The organism is Neisseria sp. HMSC058F07, from assembly GCF_001810035.1.
GTDB lineage: Bacteria > Pseudomonadota > Gammaproteobacteria > Burkholderiales > Neisseriaceae > Neisseria > Neisseria perflava.
The window spans coordinates 80,089-100,567 of sequence record NZ_KV799671.1 but is presented as its reverse complement, the minus strand read 5'-3'; the positions used below and the strand labels follow the sequence as shown (position 1 = coordinate 100,567).

The following is a 20,479-nucleotide window of genomic DNA, read 5'->3' as shown; positions in this document are numbered from 1 at the left end:
AAGTGCGTATGTGCTTTAAAAGTGCTTAAGCCCCGAGTATTCGGGCATTTCATCATTTTTTACGATAGGAAGGGACTAATTGTGAACAAGTCTGAATTGATCGAAGCAATTGCTCAAGAAGCCGGCATTTCCAAATCTGCTGCGCAAAAAGCTTTGGATGCTACTACTAATGCCGTAACCAACGCGTTGAAAAACGGCGACACTGTTACTCTGGTCGGTTTCGGTACTTTCTACGTCGGCGAGCGTGCCGAACGTCAAGGCCGCAACCCTAAAACTGGCGAGCCTTTGACTATTGCTGCCGCTAAAACTCCTAAATTCCGTGCCGGTAAAGCATTGAAAGACGCTCTGTAATTTAGAGTCTTTCCCTGAATGGGAATAAAAAACCGATTTGATTCGGTTTTTTATTTTGAAGGCCGTCTGAAAGTTTTCAGACGGCCTTTAGTTTGTTGAGTGCATAAAAAGGCTGAAATTCTAATGATAAAAGGATTACAGCCTTTTTAGTTTATCTTGTTACATTTGATTTTTATATTGATATACCTTATCATTAACGGAAACACAGTATTCAAAACAAACCGCACTTATCGAAAGAAGGGGCAAATAGCCATTCATAACCAATCTTTCAAATGTGCCACACATTCGTCAGCACTTCTCACATTTCTAATAATCTGATTTTTTAAAACAAATGAAAAGAGAGGCTTATGTCTACCATTCCTTTGTCGCGCCTGAAAAAAGGCGCAGTCGTACATATTGATTCCATCGTTTCCAATCCTGTTTTTGGTGATTTGGATACCTTGGTAACCCGTCGCCTTGCAGATTTGGGTTTTTCCAGCGGAATGCCGTTGCAAGTGATTGCAGTGGGTGGTTTTGGGAGAGGCCCGTTTGCGGTACGTTTGGGTAACCAATCTCAATTTTCCCTGCGTTTGGAAGAGGCTGGGAAGATTATGTGTCGTATCGTTGAGGCCGTTTAAGGCCGTCTGAAAGAATAAGGAAAAATGATGGAACTAAGCTATTTTGCCTTGATTGGCGCGCCAAACTGCGGCAAAACCGTTTTGTTCAACGGTTTGACCGGCTCACATGCCAAGGTTGCCAATTATCCGGGCGTAACTGTCGATAAGCGCGAGGGCGCCTTCCTCGACGACGAGGCCGTCCGCATTATCGACCTGCCGGGCACATACAGCCTACGCACGACCAGCCCCGACGAAGCGGTGGCGAAAGATGTAATGGTAGGCAAGATGGGCATTCCGCCCGATGCCATTATTGCCGTTGCCGACGCGACCAACCTGCGTATGACCCTGCGCATGATTTTGGAACTGAAAACGCTGGGACTGCCTATGGTGGTGTCGCTGAATTTGAGCGACGTGGCCCGCAAAAGGGGCTTGAATATCGACGCGGCCAAACTGAGCGAGTTGTTGGATGCACCTGTTTTGGAAACAGTTGCAGTGAGCGCGTCGGGTGTACAGGCTGTACGCGAAGCCGTGGCGAAGCTGCCGCGCAAACGCTCTTTCCCCGCAAACCCCGCCTCTGCCGAACGCACGCTCGATGCGCTGGATAGCGACAAACTTTATCAAGAAGTCGAATCGATTTTGGCACAAGTGGTACGCACCCAGATGACGCTGCCCGCATGGCACAAAAAACTCGACGACATCGTGCTGCACCCCGTCTGGGGCATGATTATGCTGCTGGTCATCCTGTTTATGGTGTTCCAAGCGGTTTACACATGGGCGGCGCCGATTATGGACGCCATCGAAGGCGGCTTTACCGCGCTGGGCGAATGGATAGGCGCCAACATGGAGCCGGGCATCCTCAGCGACTTGCTCGTCAACGGCGTCATTGCCGGTTTGGGCAGCGTGTTGGTGTTCCTGCCGCAGATTACGATTTTGTTTGCCTTTATCCTGCTATTGGAAGACTCAGGCTATCTGCCGCGTGCAGCCTTCCTGCTGGATAACATCATGGCAAAAAGCGGTTTGTCCGGCCGTTCGTTTATTCCCCTTTTGTCCAGCTTTGCCTGTGCCGTTCCTGCCGTGATGTCGGCGCGTACCATTAACGACCCGCGCGAACGCCTTGTTACCATCGCGGTTGCGCCGTTGCTGACTTGTTCCGCACGTTTGCCAGTGTATGCGCTGATTATCGCCGCTGTTATTCCTGACCGTACAGTGGGTGGGATTTTCAACCTGCAAGGCCTGACATTGTTTATTCTTTATATCGTAGGCATTCTGTCGGCTGCATTGGCAGCGTATATCATGAAACGCTTGGCGCGGATGAAAGGCAATGTGCAACAATTCCCACTTTTGATGGAATTGCCGACTTTCCGTACGCCTAACTTCAAACACATCATGACCAGCTTGTGGGATAGGGTAAAAGCCTTCCTGAAACGCGCGGGTACCATCATTTTTGCGTTGGCCGTGGTTCTGTGGGGCTTGGTAAGCTGGCCGCAACCGCCTGAAGGCGCAACCGGTGCCGCCATCGATTACAGCTTGGCAGGTACGCTTGGTCATGCTATTCAGCCGTTTTTTGCACCTTTGGGTTTTACTTGGGAAATGTGTATCGCCATGATTCCGGGTATTGCCGCGCGTGAAGTGGTCGTTGCCGCATTGGGTACCGTTTATGCCGTCAGCGCGTCGTCTGAAGATGCCGTACAAAACGCATTAATTCCCATCATACACAACAACTGGGGCTTGCCGACTGCCTTTGCCTTCTTGGCTTGGTATGTGTATGCTCCGATGTGTGCCGCGACTTTGACCGTGATTAGACGCGAAACCAAATCCACGAAAAATATGCTTATGATTACAGGCTATTTGTTCCTGATGGCTTATTTTGCCGCATTCGTGGTTTACCAAATTTCTTCAAGGATACTATCGTCATGACTCAATATATTATCGTCGGCTTGATTATGCTCGCCTGCGTATTCTTCCTCTTGCGAAAATTCGTGTTCAAACCGAAAAAACGCGACTGCAGCAGCGGCTGCGGCAAATGCGGCGGTTGCGGTTAAATAAAGAGGGTTAGGTAAAAGTAAAAGGCCGTCTGAAATGGTTTCAGACGGCCTTTTTTATTGCTCTATGGCTTTTCAGATTCAAAACTAGGTATCTAGGACTTAGCACTAAGATTTATTGAACGGGAAGCCTGAAATGTCCGGTGATAGTGTAGCGATAGAGAATATCGTCTTCACGGGTTCCAGAACCGATATTATGGATAATCAGGGGCCTGTCGCCGATTTTTCGATCGGAGACAATGCCGATATGGGGACGGTTGCCTTTTAGTTCCCAAGTTACAATATCGCCAGCTTGATAGTTTGTATCTTGAACTGCCCAGCCTTGACGCGTGAAATAAGTCATTAGGTTAGGTACGCGGCGGTGGTCAATATTGGTATCAGGTTGTTTCAAACCCCAGCGTTTCGGATAGACGGAAAAGTTGCGGCTCATGTCTTGATGAACAAGATCTTGCAAATCTATATTTTGGTCGCGCAAGGCACGGATAATGACGTCTGTGCAAACGCCTTTTGATATCGGCACATCTCCCATCGGATAAGTGAGCTTCGTGTAAGCTGGGTCGTAACGAAGGGTTTTGCCGATTTGGTTGCGCGCAGATTGTACGATTTTCGGTGATGGTCCTTTGGGTTCGGTAATTTTTTGTTGTAGGAAATCGGTATTAATACTTAGGATAGAATTGTGATGACGAGCAAAAAATACAACTGTTGTAATCAGAAGGATAGAAAGCGCAATACTGAGAACTATGGGCTTAAAGGCTATTTTGTGTTTCATGATATATGCACGGCTTAGATGTTGTCTGCATTATTATCAGATTTTTGAGTGGGTTGGCAATGCATAATGGAAAAATGGTCTTGAGCAAGTATGTACGGGCAAATAATAGATGAGTGTTATTTGGGTATTACCAAAACATTTTTTGTAAATATAGATTTTAAATTGGCATATGATAAAAGGCCGTCGGAAAACTTTTCAGACGGCCTTAGTTATTGGAGAAGGCTATTTCAATGCTTCTAACAGCTTCCCGTGTATTCCACCGAAACCGCCGTTGCTCATGACCAAAATATGATCGCCTGCTTCGGCATTTTTCACAATTTCGGCAACAAAGGCATCGAAGTCTTTGCCTACGTGCAGTTTGTCACCTAAAGGCGCGAGGGCTTCGGCGACGTCCCAGTCCACGCCACCGGCGTAGCAGAACACTTGGTCGGCATTGTTTAAGCTTGCGGGCAGGGCGGCTTTCATGGTACCGAGTTTCATAGTGTTAGAACGTGGCTCGAGGACGGCGAGGATGCGTGCGTTACCGACGTGCTGGCGCAGACCTTCGATAGTGGTTTCGATGGCGGTCGGGTGGTGGGCAAAGTCATCGTAAACAGTGATGCCGTTTACCGTGCCTTTGATTTCCATACGGCGTTTGACGTTTTTAAATGCACTTAAAGCTTCGCAGGCCGTCTGAATATCGACGCCGGCATGACGTGCAGCGGAGATAACGGCGAGGGCGTTCATACGGTTGTGTTCGCCCATCAGTTCCCACGCGACGTGTCCGACTGTTTCGCCGTGATGACGTACGTCGAACGAGCCGTCGGCATGGACGGTACCAACCTGCCAGCCTTGTTCGGTACCAAATTTTTCTACGGGCGTCCAGCAGCCTTTATCCAGAGTATCTTGCAGGCTTTGCTGTTGGCCGTTGCAGACGATGAGGCCTTCAGACGGCACGGTGCGTACCAAATGATGGAATTGGGTTTGAATGGCGCCCAAATCGGCAAAAATGTCGGCGTGGTCGAATTCAAGATTGTTCAAAATGGCGGTACGCGGACGGTAGTGTACGAATTTGGAGCGTTTGTCAAAAAAGGCAGTATCGTATTCGTCGGCTTCGATAACGAAGAATGGGGATTTTGAGTTAGGGTCTTGGCGCGGGGGTTGTGGCAGACGGGCGGAAACGCTGAAGTTTTCCGGTACGCCACCAATCAGGAAGCCCGGAGCGAGACCGGCATATTCCAAGACCCAGGCGAGCATGGAGGCGGTAGTCGTTTTGCCGTGTGTGCCGGCTACACCGAGTACCCAATGATGGTGTAATACGTTTTCAGCAAGCCATTGCGGGCCGGAAATGTAAGGCAGGCCTTTATTCAAAATGGCTTCAATCACATCCATGCCGCGTTTGGCAACATTACCGATAACGTAAATATCGGCTTTAAATTCGTCCAATTGAGCGGCATCAAAACCTTCATGTACGTCTATGCCCAAGGCTTCAAGCTGGGTGCTCATCGGCGGATACATCTTTGCGTCGCAACCGCTGACTTTAAAACCTGCTTCTTTGGCAATAGCCGCTACGCCGCCCATAAATGTGCCGCCGATACCGATAATGTGGATGTGTTTCATGATAAGACTGTCTTTGGATAAATTAATTTTAAAGCCGTCATTATAACGGAGTTTGGATAAAGAAAGGGGTCGTCTGAAAAGTTAGGCAACAACAAGAATAGGAAAAAATGCGAAGAATTGATTTTAAAAGGAGGGCGTTGAGGTTTTGCAAGTATGGGATTGGGGTTAGCCCTGCTTTGGAAAGAGTTATTTGATACGGTAAAGTCGTTCACGAAGGTCAGGTGAAGCATTGCCTCGAACTCCTCCATGCTTGATAGCGTGAAGTTTTCGATAATAGGTTTACTTGGATAGACTTTAGAGAATGGGGGGTATTCAATTAATGCCGTCTGAAAAATAAGTCCTGAGCAAACCACGCTACGACTTATTTTCAGACGGCATTTGTATTCTGTGTTTTGCGATTTCTATTAAAGCGCTGCTTCCGAGCGTTCACCGGTACGGATACGAATAGCTTCTTCAACCGGATAAATGAAGATTTTACCGTCACCGATTTTGCCGGAATGTGCGGTTTCTAAAATGGCATCAACAGCCTGATCGACTTTGTCGTCAGCCAATACCAATTCGATTTTCACTTTAGGCAGGAAATCAACTGCGTATTCTGCGCCGCGATAAATTTCCGTATGGCCTTTTTGGCGGCCGAAACCTTTGACTTCGCTGACGGTCATGCCGGTAATGCCGATTTCAGTCAGGATTTCGCGTACATCGTCGAGTTTGAAAGGTTTGATAATAGCTTCGATTTTTTTCATATTAAGTCTCCTTGTTTGCAAAAAGGCCGTCTGAAACATTCAGACGGCCTTTGTTCCATCAAGTTCGTTCAAATTTTATTTGAGTGAACTTATTTCTTTTTCTGAGCCGGTAGGTCGGTACATACGCCCAATGCCACTTCCGCAGCCATACCGATGGATTCTCCCAGGGTTGGGTGTGGGTGGATGGTTTTACCGATATCGGCGGCATCACAGCCCATTTCAATCGCCAAGCAGACTTCACCGATCATATCGCCGCCGTTAGGACCAACGATACCGCCACCGATGATGCGGCCGGTTTCAGCATCAAAAATCAGCTTGGTGAAACCATTGTCGCAACCGTTGGCAATTGCACGGCCGGAAGCAGCCCATGGGAAGTTGGCTTTGGTAATTTTGCGGCCGGAAGCTTTGGCAGACAACTCGGTTTCGCCAACCCATGCCACTTCAGGAGAAGTGTAAGCAACACCCGGAATAACGCGCGCGTCAAAGTAGGCTTTATGGCCGGCACAGTTTTCCGCAGCAACGTGGCCTTCGTGAACGGCTTTGTGTGCCAACATCGGTTGACCGACGATGTCGCCGATAGCGTAGATGTGCGGCACGTTGGTGCGCATTTGTTTGTCCACTTCGATGAAGCCGCGGTCAGTTACAGCAACGCCTGCTTTTTCGGCGCTGATGAGTTTGCCGTTAGGCGCACGACCGGCAGCCACCAATACGGCATCGTAACGTTGTGGCTCTTTAGGCGCATTTGCACCTTCAAAAGTAACGTAAACGCCGTCTTCTTTAGGCTCAACAGCAACAGTTTTGGTGTTGATCATGATGTTGTCAAAACGGTATTCGTTTTGTTTTTGCCATACTTTAACCAAGTCGCGGTCTGCGCCTTGCATCAGGCCGTCCATCATTTCAACAACATCCAGGCGAGACCCCAAAGTGCTGTAAACCGTACCCATTTCGAGACCGATAATACCACCGCCGATGATCAACAGTTTGCCTGGTACTTCTTTCAGAGCCAGTGCACCGCTGGAATCGATGATGCGTGGATCTTCAGGAATGAAAGGCAGTTTGGTTACGCGGCTACCTGCTGCAATGATACAGTTTTTGAAGGCAACGATTTTTTTCTCGCCGGTAGGAGTCGCTTGCTCGTACACGTCGCCGGTAGTCAGCGACACTTCCAAGTGGTGCGGATCTAAGAATTGGCCGTCGCCTTGGATAACGTCTACTTTACGGCCTTTGGCCATGCCTGCCAAACCGGTAGTCAAACGGGAAACCACGCCGTCTTTGTAAGCACGCAGCATGTCGATATCGAGTTCAGGCTCTGGGTATTTGATACCGTTGGCAGCCAAGTGACGCACTTCATCGATAACGGCAGCATTGTGCAACAGGGCTTTGGAAGGGATACAGCCAACGTTCAAGCAAACGCCGCCCAAAGTTTTGTAACGCTCGACGATGGCAACTTTCAAGCCTTCGTCAGCAGCGGCAAATGCAGCAGAATAACCGCCAGGGCCGCCACCCAATACAACTACGTCGTATTCGGCATCGGCAGAACCGCCGAATTGAGCAGCTTGAGGAGCAGGAGCGGCTGCTTTAGGTGCTTCTTGCGCAGGAGCAGCTGGTGCTTCGGCTTTAGGAGCGGCAGCCGCACCTTCGGCTTCAACGACTGCAATCAAGCCGCCTTCGGAGATTTTATCGCCGACTTTAACTTTAACTTCTTTAACGACACCTGCAACTTCGGCAGGTACGTCCATAGTGGCTTTATCGGTTTCCAAAGTAATCAGGGTATCGTCCACAGCAATGGTGTCGCCTACATTTACTTCAACCGCAATAATATCTACGTTTTCGTGACCGCCAATGTCGGGCACTTTTAATTCAACTAAGCTCATGTCTAATCTTTCTGAATGATGTTCGGACTTCTTTTTTCAGACGGCCTGAGTAAAAAGGCCGTCTGAAAATGCTCGGATTACAGAGTAATGCGGCGGAAGTCTTTCAACAGGTTAGCCAGGAATACGGTAAAGCGCATACCGGCGGCACCGTCGATGACGCGGTGGTCGAAGGACAGGCTCAATGGGCACATCAGGCGAGGAGCGAATTCTTTGCCGTTCCAAACCGGTTTAATTTGGGATTTGCACACGCCCAAGATGGCAACTTCAGGAGCATTCACGATTGGCGTGAAGCCTGTACCGCCGATACCGCCCAAGCTGGAAATGGTAAAGCATGCGCCTTGCATTTCTTGTGGTTTGAGCTTGCCTTCGCGGGCTTTTTTAGACAATTCGGTCAGCTCTTGGCTGATTTGTTTCAAGCCTTTTTGATCCACGTCTTTGATTACTGGAACAACCAAGCCGTTTGGCGTGTCTGCTGCGAAACCGATGTTGAAGTAGTTTTTCAGCACCAAGTTGTCGCCATCCAAAGAGGCGTTGAATTCAGGGAAGGCTTTCAGTGCAGCAACAGAGGCTTTAATGATGAAGGCCAATGGAGACAGTTTCACGCCTTCGCGTTCCCATTCTTTGTTCAGCTGTTTGCGGAATTCTTCCAATTCGGTCATATCCGCTTCCTCGTGTACGGTAACGTGAGGAATCACAACCCAGTTGCGAGACAGGTTTTGACCAGAGATTTTCTTAATGCGAGACAATTCTTTAACTTCGACGCTGCCGAATTTAGAGAAGTCAACTTTAGGCCATGGCAACAAGTCCAGACCACCGCCCAAAGAGGCAGCGGCAGGTTTGCCTGCACCGCTTTGCATAACGGATTTAACGAAGGCTTTAACGTCTTCGCCCATGATACGGCCTTTCAGACCGGTACCTTTAACTTGACCCAAATCTACACCCAATTCGCGCGCCAGTTTACGTGCGGAAGGACCTGCATGGGCTTTGGCAAAAGCAGCTTCGTCAATTTTGGCAGCTGCAGGTGCAGCTGGAGCAGGCGTAGCGGCTGGTGCGGGAGCAGCAGGAGCCGGAGCAGCGGCTGGTGCAGGTGCGGCAGCTTGAGCGGCAGGAGCAGGAGCAGCTGCGGCGGAACCGGCGGTTTCTACTTCGATAATGGCAGAACCTTCAGATACTTTGTCGCCAACTTTTACAAATACGGCTTTAACAACACCGGCTTCTGTACATGGTACGTCCATAGTGGCTTTGTCGGTTTCCAGAGTAATCAGAGTGTCGTCAACGGCAACAGTGTCGCCAACTTTAATTTCAACGGCAATAATGTCTACATCTGTATGACCGCCAATATCCGGGACAACAACTTTTACAGTTGCCCCGCCTGCAGGGGCTGCGGCAGGAGCGGCAGCGGGAGCTGCAGGAGCCGGGGCTGCATCGGCAGCGGCGGCATCGGTTTCAACGGTCAGAATAACGCCGCCTTCAGAGATTTTATCGCCAACTTTAACTTTAACTTCTTTCACGACACCGGCTGCATCGGCAGGTACGTCCATAGTGGCTTTGTCGGTTTCTAAAGTAATCAGGGTGTCGTCAACGGCAATGGTGTCGCCTGCTTTAACTTCTACAGCGATGATGTCGACGTTTTCATGACCGCCGATATCAGGGACTTTGATTTCTACGATACTCATTTGAGTTCCTTTAATATTTTCAGTTTGATGCCGTCTGAAAACTGTTTCACACGGCATCGGTACAGTTTGTCTGTTCAAACCATTCAAACATTTGGTTTTCAGACGGCCTAATGTTAACAGGCCGTCTGAAACATCAATTAGCGTTTCCAGCTAGGAGCTGCATCGGCTTTAATACCATATTTTTCAATGGCTTGTTGAACGGTTTCTTTGCTGACTTTGCCCTGTTCGGCCAGAGCGCTCAATGCAGCAACGGCAACGTTGTAGCGGTCAACTTCGAAGAAGCTGCGCAGGTTGGCACGGCTGTCGGAACGACCGAAGCCATCGGTACCCAAGACGTGGTAGTCGTTAGGGATGTAGGCACGGATACGGTCAGCATAGCTGCGGATGTAGTCGGTAGCGGCAATAACCGGACCGTCATGACCTTGCAGTTGAGAAGTAACAAACGGTACTTTTGCAGTTTCCAATGGGTTCAGACGATTGAAGCGTTCCACTTCGATGGCATCGCGGTGCAGCTGGTTGAATGATGGGCAAGACCAGATGTCTGCTTCTACGCCGAAGTCGGCTTTCAACAATTCGGCACCGGCAATGACTTCTTGCAGGATGGTACCGGAACCCATCAATTGGACTTTTTTATCGCCTTTGCCGCCGGCTTTCAGCAAGTACATACCTTTCAGGATGTCTTGTTCTACGCCTTCAGGCATGTCCGGATGGGTATAGTTTTCATTCATCAGGGTGATGTAGTAGAACACGTCTTCGTGGTTAACATACATACGGCGCAAGCCATCGTGTACGATAACGGCTACTTCATATTGGAATGTCGGATCGTAAGTTACACAGTTTGGAATCAAATCTGCTTGAATGTGGCTGTGGCCGTCTTCATGTTGCAAACCTTCGCCATTCAGTGTTGTACGGCCGGCTGTACCACCCAGCAGGAAACCGCGTGCATGCATATCGCCTGCTGCCCATGCCAAGTCGCCGACGCGTTGGAAACCGAACATAGAGTAGTAGATGTAGAAAGGAATCATGGCAAAGTCGTTGTTTGCGTAGCTGGTCGCAGCAGCAATCCAGTCAGCCATAGCACCTGGTTCGTTAATACCTTCTTGCAAGATTTGACCGTCAACAGATTCTTTATAGAACATCAGTTGGTCTTTATCTTGAGGAGTGTATTGTTGGCCTTTAGGGTTCCAAATACCGTATTGACGGAACATACCTTCCATACCGAACGTACGGCTTTCATCTGGAACGATAGGCACCACGCGTTTGCCGATTTTTTTGTCTTTCAACAAAGTAGACAGGATGCGGACGAAAGCCATGGTGGTTGAGAATTCACGGTCACCGCTGGATTTCAGTTGAGTCTCAAATGCTGACAGTTCAGGCACTTCCAGAACTTCTTGGGTAGGTTTGCGTTGAGGCAGGTAGCCACCCAAAGCTTCACGGCGTGCATGCAGGTATTTGTATTCTTCGCTGTCGGGAGCAAAAGTCAGGTAAGGCAGGTTGCCACTGTCGATTTGCTCGTCGGTAACAGGAATGTCAAAGCGATCACGGAATTGTTTCAGAGAAGCTTTGTCCATTTTCTTGGCTTGGTGAGCAACGTTTTGACCTTCGCCGGATGCACCCATGCCGTAACCTTTAATGGTTTTAGCCAAAATGACAGTAGGTTTGCCGTCGGCGTGGTTCACTGCGCGGTCGTAAGCGTTGTACACTTTTTGAGGGTCGTGACCACCGCGGTTCAATGCCCAAATTTGTTCATCAGTCATATCGGCGACCAATGCTTTCAGTTCAGGCGTATTGAAGAAGTGTTCGCGAACGTATGCACCGTCTTTGGATTTGTAAGTTTGGTAGTCACCGTCCAGGCACTCTTCCATACGTTTGCGCAGGATGCCATCTTTGTCTTTTGCCAAGAGGCGGTCCCAACGACGACCCCAGATGACTTTCACAACATTCCAGCCGGCGCCGGCAAAGTTGCCTTCCAGCTCTTGAATGATTTTGCCGTTACCGCGTACTGGACCGTCCAAACGTTGCAGGTTACAGTTGATGACGAATACCAGGTTATCCAAGCCTTCGCGTGAAGCCAGAGCAATAGCACCTTGGCTTTCAGGTTCATCCATTTCGCCGTCGCCACAGAATACCCATACTTTACGGCCTTTGGTTTTAGCTAGGCCGCGAGATTCCAAGTATTTCAGGAAACGGGCTTGGTAAATCGCCATCAATGGGCCAAGACCCATAGATACGGTTGGGAATTGCCAGAAGTCAGGCAACAGGTGAGGGTGAGGATAGGAAGGCAGACCATGACCGGCAACTTCTTGACGGAAGTTGTTCAATTGGTCTTCAGTCAGACGGCCTTCAACGAAAGCGCGTGCGTAGATACCAGGGGCAACGTGGCCTTGGAAGAATACCAAATCGCCTTCTTCGCCTTCACCTTTAGCTTTCCAGAAGTGGTTGAAGCCGACTTCGTACATAGTGGCGGCTGATTGGAAAGATGCAATGTGTCCACCCAATTCCAAATCTTTTTTACCTGCGCGCAAAACGATAGCGGCAGCGTTCCAACGAACGAATGCACGGATACGGTGTTCGATGTTTTGGTCGCCAGGGATGCCTTTTTCGTCTTCAACGGAAACGGTGTTCAAGTATGGAGTAGTGGTGCCATGGGGCATACGGATGCCTTTGTCACGGCTGTATTTGACCAAACTTTCCAGCAGATACTGGGCGCGTTCGCTGCCTTCATATTCTAAAACAGAGCTTAACGCGTCTAACCATTCTTTGGTTTCAATTGGGTCAACATCGTGTAATTGGGTGGACATAATATCTATCCTTGTGTTGAGTGTTTTTCAATGACGGAGTATTACTCCGATATTTTCGTTTGTGAACATATATGAGTTAAAAACGAAAATTCCTAGAGTCAAATTCGAAAAAGTCTTAATTACTGAAATGTTTTCAATACGTTATAACCATTGATGAAAAATCAGAAAGAATAGAACTTTTTGCGAACCGGCCAACCTGCAAATGCTATCAGTAATTGGGCAAACTGGCAAATCATGCTGTAGATATTGATAGGATGTAAAGGTTAAAATAAGATTTTTTAAAAGAGTTATGGAGCTTGTTTTTAAATCGGGATATTGAGTGGATACAGTAAAAAAGCATCAGATATTTGAGTAAATGGATTCGAATACGAAAAATATTTTTCAAATTTCGTTTTAAATTGAAAGTTTATATTGGATTTAGGGTTTGAAAGAGAAAATTTAGATTATCTGATTCTTTACAAAGAGAATAGGCCGTCTGAAGACTTTAAAGAGATTAAGAGGAAATGGGATTTGAAGATGATAATTATTTAGGAAGAGTAAATGAAAAAATGACATGTACAGGCTTTTAGTTTAGCTCTGAACATGTCATTTATGTAGGAAGTTAGAATTTCAGACGGCCTTTAAACTGCAGAGGATTTTTGGGCAAATTGCTTCCATTGAGCTAAAAGCTCTTTGAGAACATCTTGCTGCTCATGTCCATGTTGGATGGCTTCTTGCAGCCAAAAACATGCGTTATTGATGTCTTTCTCTACACCTAGGCCGTGGTAATAGAGACAGGCAAGATTATATTGGGCCATTGTATCCCTTTGTTTGGCTGCAGCTTCAAACCATTTTGCAGCTTGGGCATAGTCGACAGGTACACCTTGTCCACTGTAATACATCATGCCAAGATTGGTTTGGGATTTGCTGTGTCCATGTTCTGCGGATTGATGGTATAGATCCAGTGCTTCAGCGTAATTTTGTTGACGTTTTAAGCCATAGTGCGCTGCAAATGCCAGTTTGTATAGGCGCTCGGCCTCTTGACGTTGGAGGGCGATTTCTTTGGTTAACTCATAGTTTTGCTGGTTATTCAACGCACTGTCAGATAGAAGTTTTTGGTAAGCGACAAGATTGCCTAAGTCGGCTGCGCGTTGATAATACTGACGGGCGGTGTTTGCATCAACTGCTCGTCCCAATCCGTAGCGATGGATATCTCCCAAAAGGCGCAAGCCTTCCGGATCATTTTGGTCCGCAGCAGACTTGGCGTGTTGATAGGCTTTTTGAGGGTTTCGCTCGGTGTTTTTTCCCAAAAGATAGATTTCGGCAAGTGCTACATGCGCATTGCTGTCACCTTGTGCGGCAGCTTTTTCAAACCATTCCAATGCTTCAGCAGGATTTGATGCGACTAAGAGTTCTGCAAGAGAAGTTTGCGCCGGAACAATGTCGTAATTGGCGGCAATGCGTAAATGTTCGATTGCTTTTTCAGGATTTTGTGCGACACCTTGACCCAATTTATATTGAAGACCAAGTTGCCAGTGTGCTGCAATAAACCCCTGTGCGGCAGATTGCTGGTAGAGTTTATGGGAGTATTCTAAATCAGGGGTGCTTGAGTATTGGTAGTGTTGGGCTAAGAAATATTGCGCCTGAGGGTTTTGTTGCTCGGCAGCTTTCAATGCCCATTTGACTGCTTCTTGGTCATTGCCGCTATCCGCATATAAACGCATCAGGCGCAGCTGGGCCGGGACCAAGTCTTCTTTGGCAAGTTCTTGATAGGCTGAAATAAGCGTTTCTACTTCTGCGCCGTTATTTTCTTGTAATTGGAGAAGATTGTAGCGGGCATAGGGATGACCGGCTCTTGCCGCTTGTTTTAAATATTCAACTGCAATTGCTAAATCTTGTTCGTTTTCTTGGTTTTCGAACAGGCATCCTGCCAGCTGAAATGCAGCCTCAACATGCCCGGCTTCTGCTGCTTCGCAGAGCAATGGGATGGCTCGTGCAAAGTCAGGTGGGTCTTGAGTGATTAATTTTTCTGCTAGCAGAAAAGATTCTTCATATTGTTGAGCATTCATCGGTTTGCTTTTATATTTTGTGAAGGATTAGGAATAAAATAATCGGCCGACAGGGTGCGGCCGTTATGATTTTGTAATTTTGAGGTTATTTACAAAAACAGGCAACCGTATTTGTACTTTTATACTTAGAATAATGGAATAATTTTTTTTATGCTGCATAAATACAACAGAAGGATATGATAAAGTGGGTTGAGAAAATACTTCTGCTGTTTATTCAGTTTAAATTATTTATCATCCGGTTTTTTACGCCACAAAACAAGTAATTTGCCAATATGTTGCACCAGTTGAGCACCCAGTGTTTCACACAGGGCATCACAAATTTCAATACGTTCAGCACGATCATCGCCAAAAACACGGACTTTAATCAATTCGTGTGCTGTCAATGCGGCGTCGGTTTCTTTAATGACGGAGTCGGTCAAACCTTGTTGGCCAACAATAACAACGGGATGAAGGTGGTGTGCTTGGGCTTTCAAGGCCAAAATTTCTTTGGTGCTTAGTTTGTTGTCGCTCATTTTGATAAGTATCCAATTAAAAAGAATAATGGCTATATTGTACGCGATTTAGAACATTTACGGGGGAAATAACGTACAATGCTGATTTCAACTTAAGCATTTCAAATCAAGATGGCTGTACGCTCAAAATCTTCAAAAGCATGGCTGCATGAGCACGTCAACGATCATTATGTCCATATGGCACAAAAAGACGGATATCGTGCCAGAGCGGCTTATAAATTATTGGAAATCAATCAAAAAGATAAATTAATCAAGCCGGGTACGGTTTTGGCGGATTTGGGCAGCGCGCCGGGAAGTTGGTCACAGGTAGCGGCCAAGCTGGTCGGTAAAACAGGGGCAGTGTTTGCTTTGGATATTTTGCCGATGGATGCTATTGAAGGCGTGTCGTTTATTCAGGGCGACTTTAGGGAAGATGCTGTTTTGGAACAGTTTGAAGCCTTATTGGATAATCGTCCGTTAGACCTTGTAATCTGTGATATGGCACCCAATATGTCAGGCAATGCCGTAACAGACCAGGCACGCAGTTTTTATTTGTGTGAACTGGCTTTGGATTTTGCCTCCCAACATTTGAAAACCGGAGGCAGTTTTCTAGTGAAGGTGTTTCAAGGCGCGGGTTATCAAGAGTATACGGCGGCTATGCGTGAAATTTTTGCCAGTGTACAAACTCGAAAGCCGGATGCTTCCCGCAATCGTTCCAGTGAGATTTACCTATTAGGTAAAAATAAACGCTGACAATGTAGGGTAGGTGCTTTAAAATTCTTTCCCTTGATTTTATTTATTTTGTAACCATGGAGCCTGTTCAGTGGGGAATACCATTAAAAACATATTAGTCTGGGTAGTGGGTGGTGCTATGCTTTTAGCAGCATTCAATGCACTCAGCGATAAGCAGGAAGATAAACAGCAAATCGAATATTCTCAATTTATTCAGCAAGTTAATAGTGGCGAAGTATCCAATGTCAATATTGAAGGATCTGTTGTCAGCGGCTATCTGATTAAAGGTGAGCGCACCGATAAAACTGCCTTCTATACCAATGCGCCTTTGGATGACAACTTGGTTAAAACACTGTTGGATAACAAAGTACGCGTCAAAGTGACTCCGGAAGAAAAACCAAGCATGCTGGCCAGTCTGTTTTACAGCCTGCTGCCTGTTTTGTTGTTGATCGGTGCATGGTTCTACTTCATGCGCATGCAAAGCGGCGGTGGCGGTAAAGGCGGCGCCTTCTCTTTTGGTAAAAGCCGTGCGCGTTTGTTGGATAAAGATTCCAATAAAGTGACTTTTGCCGATGTTGCCGGTTGTGATGAGGCAAAAGAAGAAGTACAAGAAATCGTAGATTATTTAAAAGCCCCCAATCGTTACCAAAGCTTAGGCGGTCGTGTGCCGCGTGGTATTTTGTTGGCTGGTAGCCCTGGTACGGGTAAAACATTGCTGGCCAAAGCGATTGCTGGTGAGGCAGGGGTGCCATTCTTCAGTATCTCAGGTTCTGACTTCGTAGAAATGTTTGTCGGTGTCGGTGCGAGCCGTGTCCGCGATATGTTCGAGCAGGCCAAGAAAAACGCTCCATGTATCATCTTTATTGATGAAATTGATGCGGTCGGCCGTCAGCGTGGTGCCGGTTTGGGCGGTGGCAATGATGAGCGTGAGCAAACATTAAACCAATTATTGGTTGAAATGGATGGTTTTGAAAGCAACCAAACTGTTATTGTGATCGCAGCAACCAACCGTCCTGATGTACTTGACCCTGCGTTGCAGCGTCCGGGCCGTTTTGACCGTCAAGTCGTTGTTCCATTGCCTGATATTCGTGGCCGTGAGCAAATCTTAAAAGTACACGCTAAAAAAGTACCTTTGGATGCCTCCGTAGATTTGACTTCTTTGGCTCGTGGTACACCTGGTTTTTCAGGTGCGGATTTGGCAAACTTGGTCAATGAAGCAGCTTTGTTTGCCGGCCGTCGCAATAAAGTTAAAGTTGATCAAAGCGACTTTGAAGATGCGAAAGACAAAATCTACATGGGTCCGGAACGTCGCAGCATGGTGATGCACGAAGATGAAAAACGTGCAACAGCCTATCATGAGGCCGGTCATGCAATCGTAGCGGAAAGCCTGCCGTTTACCGATCCGGTTCACAAAGTAACGATTATGCCTCGTGGCCGTGCATTGGGTTTGACTTGGCAACTGCCTGAGCGTGACCGCATCAGTATGTACAAAGACCAAATGCTGAGCCAGCTCTCAATCTTGTTTGGTGGCCGTATTGCTGAAGATATTTTTATTGGCCGTATTTCTACCGGTGCATCTAACGACTTCGAGCGTGCAACTCAAATGGCACGCGAGATGGTAACGCGTTATGGTATGAGCGACAAAATGGGTGTGATGGTTTATGCTGAGAACGAAGGTGAAGTATTCTTGGGTCGTAGCGTAACCCGTTCTCAAAATATTTCCGAGAAAACCCAACAAGATATCGATGCGGAAATCCGCCGTATTTTAGAAGAGCAATACCAAGTGGCTTACAAAATCTTGGATGAAAGTCGTGATAAGATGGAAACCATGTGCAGGGCACTGATGGATTGGGAAACCATCGATCGAGACCAAGTTTTGGAAATTATGGCTGGTAAACAGCCTAGTCCGCCTAAGGATTACAGCCACAATGTCCGCGATGACAAAGTAGAAGAGCCTGAAGCTCCTGTTGCTGAAGCTGTTGAACCTGTTGAGCAAAATGAGGTTCAGAATACTGAGTCAGTAGAAGCAGACAAAACAGATAAATCTGTATAAGGTTTGAAACAGAAAACGGTAGCTTTTAAGCTACCGTTTTTATTTTGAAGATAAGCTAAAGGTCTCAGGCTAAGTGCGCCTGTTGCTGCCTAAAAGGCGGTTGGATGCCTGATTAATCAGGTATCCAAGAGGGATTAAGGGGGTATTTGGGTAGAATCAGTGGATATTTGAAACACAAACAGCCGAAAATCTTTGTTTAGGTTTCGGCTGTCGGGGGAAAAGGAATTTTGCAAAGGTCTCAGGCCGTCTGAAAATTTTCAGACGGCCTGATTTTATTTGGTTAATTACAAAACAGCCAAAGCTGCTTCGTAGTCAGGCTCGTTCGCAATTTCAGAAACCAATTCAGCGTGGAGAACTTGGTTTTGCTCGTTCAAAACCACCACTGCGCGGGCAGTAAGGCCACGTAATGGGCTTTCTGTCAGTGTAACACCGTAATCGTTAGAAAAGCTGCTGCGGAATGTAGAAAGTGTCACAACATTTTCTAAACCTTCTGCGCCGCAGAAACGGGCTTGTGCAAACGGTAAATCGGCAGAAATGCACAAGACGACGGTATTGTCCAAAGAAGAGGCGCATTTGTTGAAAGTGCGGACGGACTGGGCACATACGCCGGTGTCAATGCTAGGGAAAATATTCAGCACTTTGCGTTTGCCTGCAAAGTTAGCCAATGATTTCTCAGATAGGTCTGCTGCTACCAATGTGAAATCAGGTGCAACTTGGCCGATGGCAGGCAAATTGCCGTTTGTAGAAATAGGAGAGCCTTGGAAAGTAACTTGAGCCATGATTCAGTCCTTGTGTCAGGAGGAAAATAGGATAGGCAGGATTTTAGTAATGACGGCGACGGAAATAGAACATGCCTTCGCTGTCAATTTCTAAAATATAGCGGCCGTTTTGGACGGCGGCATAACCGCTTTTGCCCTCGGTATAAGGCTGCAAAGCAGCGTGTGAAATCAGATAGTCGGTCAGTTTGCTGCCGTCTTGGGCGATATTGTCCACCATTTTTGCAAAGGCAGTGTGGCAGACGCCGTTGGCTGACCAGCCGGCTGAAACGCCTTTTTCATTTTTTTCCATGCATTGGCCGCTGATGACTTCTAAGTCGGTAGGGTGCTTACCAATCAGATTGATAACACCGCCCTCTATGCCGTTAATCGGATAGGTGCGTTGTTTCTTACCTTCTTTCGTTTCGCCTTCTTGTGCTGTACCTAAATCCAAACCGGCTATGGCTTGTTCATCGATATATTTAACTTTGAAGGTAGGTTTAGGCGCTTTGCCTGAAGCAGCATCATTGGCGGCAGTATCTTCAGATTTACCGCCGCAAGCAGCCAATGAAAGGCTGAGCAAGATAAGGGGGAAGGTTTTTTTCATATGAGAAACCCTAGAAAAACGGTTATATTTCGAATAATAAACGATATTATGGCCGTCTAAAATTTTCAGACGGCCTTGCTATTATTTCAACGGACGAATACCTACTGCATCGCGTACTTTATCCAACAATTCGCGTGCTTCTTTACGCGCTTTTTGTGCGCCGGCCTGCAAAATATCTTCAATTTGAGAGGGTTTGGCTGTCAACTCATTGTAACGCTCGCGAGGTTCTGCGAGTTCGGCATTGATTTTTGCGCCCAAGAGTTTCTTGGCATCACCCCAAGCAAGGCCTTCGGCCAGCATTTGTGTGAATTCGGCAGTTTCAGACGGCGTGGAGAAGGCTTTGTAGATTTCAAACAGAGGACTTTCATCAGGCTGTTTTGGTTCACCGGGCTCTTTCATGTTGGTGATGATTTTGTTGACCGATTTTTGGGTTTTCTTGTCGTTTTCCCAAAGCGGAATGGTATTGCCGTAGGATTTGGACATTTTACGTCCGTCCAGGCCGACCAAAAGTTCGACGTTTTCATCGATTTCTACTTCGGGCAGGGTGAAGAGTTCTTGGAAGCGGTGGTTGAAGCGTCCGGCAATATCGCGCGCCATTTCGACATGTTGGATTTGGTCGCGACCGACTGGAACTTCATGGGCATTGAACATAAGGATGTCGGCAGTCATAAGGATAGGGTAGCTGTACAGGCCCATTTCCACGCCATGATCCGGATCTTCCTGACCGTTTTCGGTGTTTGCCTGTACTGCGGCTTTGTAAGCGTGTGCGCGGTTCATCAGACCTTTTGCGGTGATACAGGTCAGAATCCAGTTCAACTCCATCACTTCGGGAATATCACTTTGACGGTAGAAAGTAGTCTGTTCCGGATTGAGTCCGCAGGCGAGCCATGTAGCGGCAACAGCTTGAGTAGATTGATGAATCATTTCCGGCTCATGACATTTGATGATGCCGTGATAGTCGGCCAAAAAGAGGAATGATTCGGTATTGGAATCTTGCGCCGCGCGGATAGCCGGGCGGATGGCGCCGACGTAGTTGCCCAAGTGCGGAATACCTGTTGTGGTAACGCCTGTTAAAACTCGTTTTTTGCTCATGAAAGTATCCTTCGGCGCAAAGGCCGTCTGAAAATTAATATGTTGCCGATTATACCTGATTCTTCTTGATTTTTCAGACGGCCTTTTATGTATGGGGTGAATGGAAAAGAAAAGTTATACACATAAAATCATAAAAATTAATCATTATAAAACAATAATATAAATTAAATTTACTATTTAATGAAAAAATAACTCTTGAGTTATCCACATTTGCGCCTATATAGGCTTCAACAGAAATATATTTGTAGAG

At 47.1% G+C, this 20,479-nt stretch carries 17 protein-coding genes; 6 read left to right on the top strand and 11 right to left on the bottom strand.

All coding sequences use genetic code 11. The annotated features are described in order from the left end of the window. Window positions 1-81 precede the first annotated feature (81 nt). From HMPREF2696_RS02575 to HMPREF2696_RS11130, 4 genes are all read left to right on the top strand, one after another. Window positions 82-351: an HU family DNA-binding protein gene (locus HMPREF2696_RS02575; RefSeq protein WP_003683413.1), complete on the top strand. Its 270-nt coding sequence runs from the start codon at window positions 82-84 to the stop codon at window positions 349-351. Between the two features lie 347 nt (window positions 352-698). Beyond that, entirely contained in the window at window positions 699-968 is a 270-nt protein-coding gene (locus HMPREF2696_RS02570; RefSeq protein ID WP_049344802.1) for a FeoA family protein, read from the top strand. 27 nt (window positions 969-995) lie between these two features. After that, window positions 996-2,864 (top strand): ferrous iron transporter B, encoded by a 1,869-nt coding sequence (locus tag HMPREF2696_RS02565; protein ID WP_049336637.1) that lies wholly within the window; start codon window positions 996-998, stop codon window positions 2,862-2,864. Next, a complete protein-coding gene (locus HMPREF2696_RS11130) occupies window positions 2,861-2,989 on the top strand; it encodes a FeoB-associated Cys-rich membrane protein (protein WP_003683546.1) in 129 nt (42 codons plus the stop codon). The genes HMPREF2696_RS02565 and HMPREF2696_RS11130 overlap by 4 nt, the downstream gene beginning before the upstream one ends. Window positions 2,990-3,104: 115 nt before the next feature. Here HMPREF2696_RS11130 and HMPREF2696_RS02560 read toward each other — a convergent pair whose 3' ends face one another. From HMPREF2696_RS02560 to yhbY, 8 genes are all read right to left on the bottom strand, one after another. Beyond that, on the bottom strand, window positions 3,105-3,758 hold the full coding sequence (locus HMPREF2696_RS02560; protein ID WP_070587693.1) for a DUF1287 domain-containing protein: 654 nt from the start codon (window positions 3,756-3,758) through the stop codon (window positions 3,105-3,107). Window positions 3,759-3,980: 222 nt separating this feature from the next. Further along, entirely contained in the window at window positions 3,981-5,357 is a 1,377-nt protein-coding gene (gene mpl, locus HMPREF2696_RS02555; protein ID WP_049344804.1) for a UDP-N-acetylmuramate:L-alanyl-gamma-D-glutamyl-meso-diaminopimelate ligase, read from the bottom strand. 404 nt (window positions 5,358-5,761) lie between these two features. Next, window positions 5,762-6,100, bottom strand: coding sequence for a P-II family nitrogen regulator (locus HMPREF2696_RS02550; RefSeq protein ID WP_003683576.1), 339 nt, complete (start codon window positions 6,098-6,100; stop codon window positions 5,762-5,764). 89 nt (window positions 6,101-6,189) lie between these two features. Then, window positions 6,190-7,974, bottom strand: a complete 1,785-nt coding sequence (gene lpdA / locus HMPREF2696_RS02545; protein ID WP_049344805.1) for a dihydrolipoyl dehydrogenase — start codon at window positions 7,972-7,974, stop codon at window positions 6,190-6,192. Between the two features lie 77 nt (window positions 7,975-8,051). Continuing rightward, the gene (gene aceF, locus HMPREF2696_RS02540; RefSeq protein ID WP_070504889.1) at window positions 8,052-9,650 is read right to left on the bottom strand and encodes a dihydrolipoyllysine-residue acetyltransferase; all 1,599 of its coding nucleotides are present in this window, start codon (window positions 9,648-9,650) and stop codon (window positions 8,052-8,054) included. Between the two features lie 137 nt (window positions 9,651-9,787). Further along, entirely contained in the window at window positions 9,788-12,451 is a 2,664-nt protein-coding gene (gene aceE / locus HMPREF2696_RS02535; protein WP_004520617.1) for a pyruvate dehydrogenase (acetyl-transferring), homodimeric type, read from the bottom strand. A gap of 620 nt (window positions 12,452-13,071) precedes the next feature. Next, window positions 13,072-14,499, bottom strand: coding sequence for a tetratricopeptide repeat protein (locus tag HMPREF2696_RS02530; protein ID WP_004520615.1), 1,428 nt, complete (start codon window positions 14,497-14,499; stop codon window positions 13,072-13,074). Between the two features lie 224 nt (window positions 14,500-14,723). After that, window positions 14,724-15,011: a ribosome assembly RNA-binding protein YhbY gene (gene yhbY / locus HMPREF2696_RS02525; RefSeq protein WP_004520614.1), complete on the bottom strand. Its 288-nt coding sequence runs from the start codon at window positions 15,009-15,011 to the stop codon at window positions 14,724-14,726. Between the two features lie 111 nt (window positions 15,012-15,122). On the opposite strand from yhbY, the gene HMPREF2696_RS02520 reads away from it, so the two are divergent. Then, window positions 15,123-15,743 carry an RlmE family RNA methyltransferase gene (locus tag HMPREF2696_RS02520; protein ID WP_004520613.1) on the top strand — a complete coding sequence of 207 codons (621 nt, stop codon included), beginning with the start codon at window positions 15,123-15,125 and terminating at the stop codon, window positions 15,741-15,743. 70 nt (window positions 15,744-15,813) lie between these two features. After that, window positions 15,814-17,775 carry an ATP-dependent zinc metalloprotease FtsH gene (gene ftsH / locus HMPREF2696_RS02515; protein WP_004520612.1) on the top strand — a complete coding sequence of 654 codons (1,962 nt, stop codon included), beginning with the start codon at window positions 15,814-15,816 and terminating at the stop codon, window positions 17,773-17,775. 284 nt (window positions 17,776-18,059) lie between these two features. Here the strand turns inward: ftsH and tpx are convergent, their stop codons facing one another. From tpx to trpS, 3 genes are all read right to left on the bottom strand, one after another. Next, a complete protein-coding gene (gene tpx / locus HMPREF2696_RS02510) occupies window positions 18,060-18,554 on the bottom strand; it encodes a thiol peroxidase (protein WP_004520611.1) in 495 nt (164 codons plus the stop codon). Between the two features lie 43 nt (window positions 18,555-18,597). Then, window positions 18,598-19,137, bottom strand: a complete 540-nt coding sequence (locus HMPREF2696_RS02505; protein ID WP_070587691.1) for a hypothetical protein — start codon at window positions 19,135-19,137, stop codon at window positions 18,598-18,600. Window positions 19,138-19,218: 81 nt separating this feature from the next. Next, on the bottom strand, window positions 19,219-20,229 hold the full coding sequence (trpS, locus tag HMPREF2696_RS02500) for a tryptophan--tRNA ligase (protein ID WP_070587687.1): 1,011 nt from the start codon (window positions 20,227-20,229) through the stop codon (window positions 19,219-19,221). Window positions 20,230-20,479: the final 250 nt, after the last annotated feature.

Bases quoted from the DNA above. Each gene is read 5' to 3' on its own strand.
- HMPREF2696_RS02570 (WP_049344802.1), top strand. From the start codon at position 699: ATGTCTACCATTCCTTTGTCGCGCCTGAAAAAAGGCGCAGTCGTACAT.
- HMPREF2696_RS02565 (WP_049336637.1), top strand. From the start codon at position 996: ATGGAACTAAGCTATTTTGCCTTGATTGGCGCGCCAAACTGCGGCAAA.
- HMPREF2696_RS11130 (WP_003683546.1), top strand. From the start codon at position 2,861: ATGACTCAATATATTATCGTCGGCTTGATTATGCTCGCCTGCGTATTC.
- HMPREF2696_RS02560 (WP_070587693.1), bottom strand. From the start codon at position 3,758: ATGAAACACAAAATAGCCTTTAAGCCCATAGTTCTCAGTATTGCGCTT.
- mpl (WP_049344804.1), bottom strand. From the start codon at position 5,357: ATGAAACACATCCACATTATCGGTATCGGCGGCACATTTATGGGCGGC.
- HMPREF2696_RS02550 (WP_003683576.1), bottom strand. From the start codon at position 6,100: ATGAAAAAAATCGAAGCTATTATCAAACCTTTCAAACTCGACGATGTA.
- lpdA (WP_049344805.1), bottom strand. From the start codon at position 7,974: ATGAGCTTAGTTGAATTAAAAGTGCCCGACATTGGCGGTCACGAAAAC.
- aceF (WP_070504889.1), bottom strand. From the start codon at position 9,650: ATGAGTATCGTAGAAATCAAAGTCCCTGATATCGGCGGTCATGAAAAC.
- aceE (WP_004520617.1), bottom strand. From the start codon at position 12,451: ATGTCCACCCAATTACACGATGTTGACCCAATTGAAACCAAAGAATGG.
- HMPREF2696_RS02530 (WP_004520615.1), bottom strand. From the start codon at position 14,499: ATGAATGCTCAACAATATGAAGAATCTTTTCTGCTAGCAGAAAAATTA.
- yhbY (WP_004520614.1), bottom strand. From the start codon at position 15,011: ATGAGCGACAACAAACTAAGCACCAAAGAAATTTTGGCCTTGAAAGCC.
- HMPREF2696_RS02520 (WP_004520613.1), top strand. From the start codon at position 15,123: ATGGCTGTACGCTCAAAATCTTCAAAAGCATGGCTGCATGAGCACGTC.
- tpx (WP_004520611.1), bottom strand. From the start codon at position 18,554: ATGGCTCAAGTTACTTTCCAAGGCTCTCCTATTTCTACAAACGGCAAT.
- HMPREF2696_RS02505 (WP_070587691.1), bottom strand. From the start codon at position 19,137: ATGAAAAAAACCTTCCCCCTTATCTTGCTCAGCCTTTCATTGGCTGCT.
- trpS (WP_070587687.1), bottom strand. From the start codon at position 20,229: ATGAGCAAAAAACGAGTTTTAACAGGCGTTACCACAACAGGTATTCCG.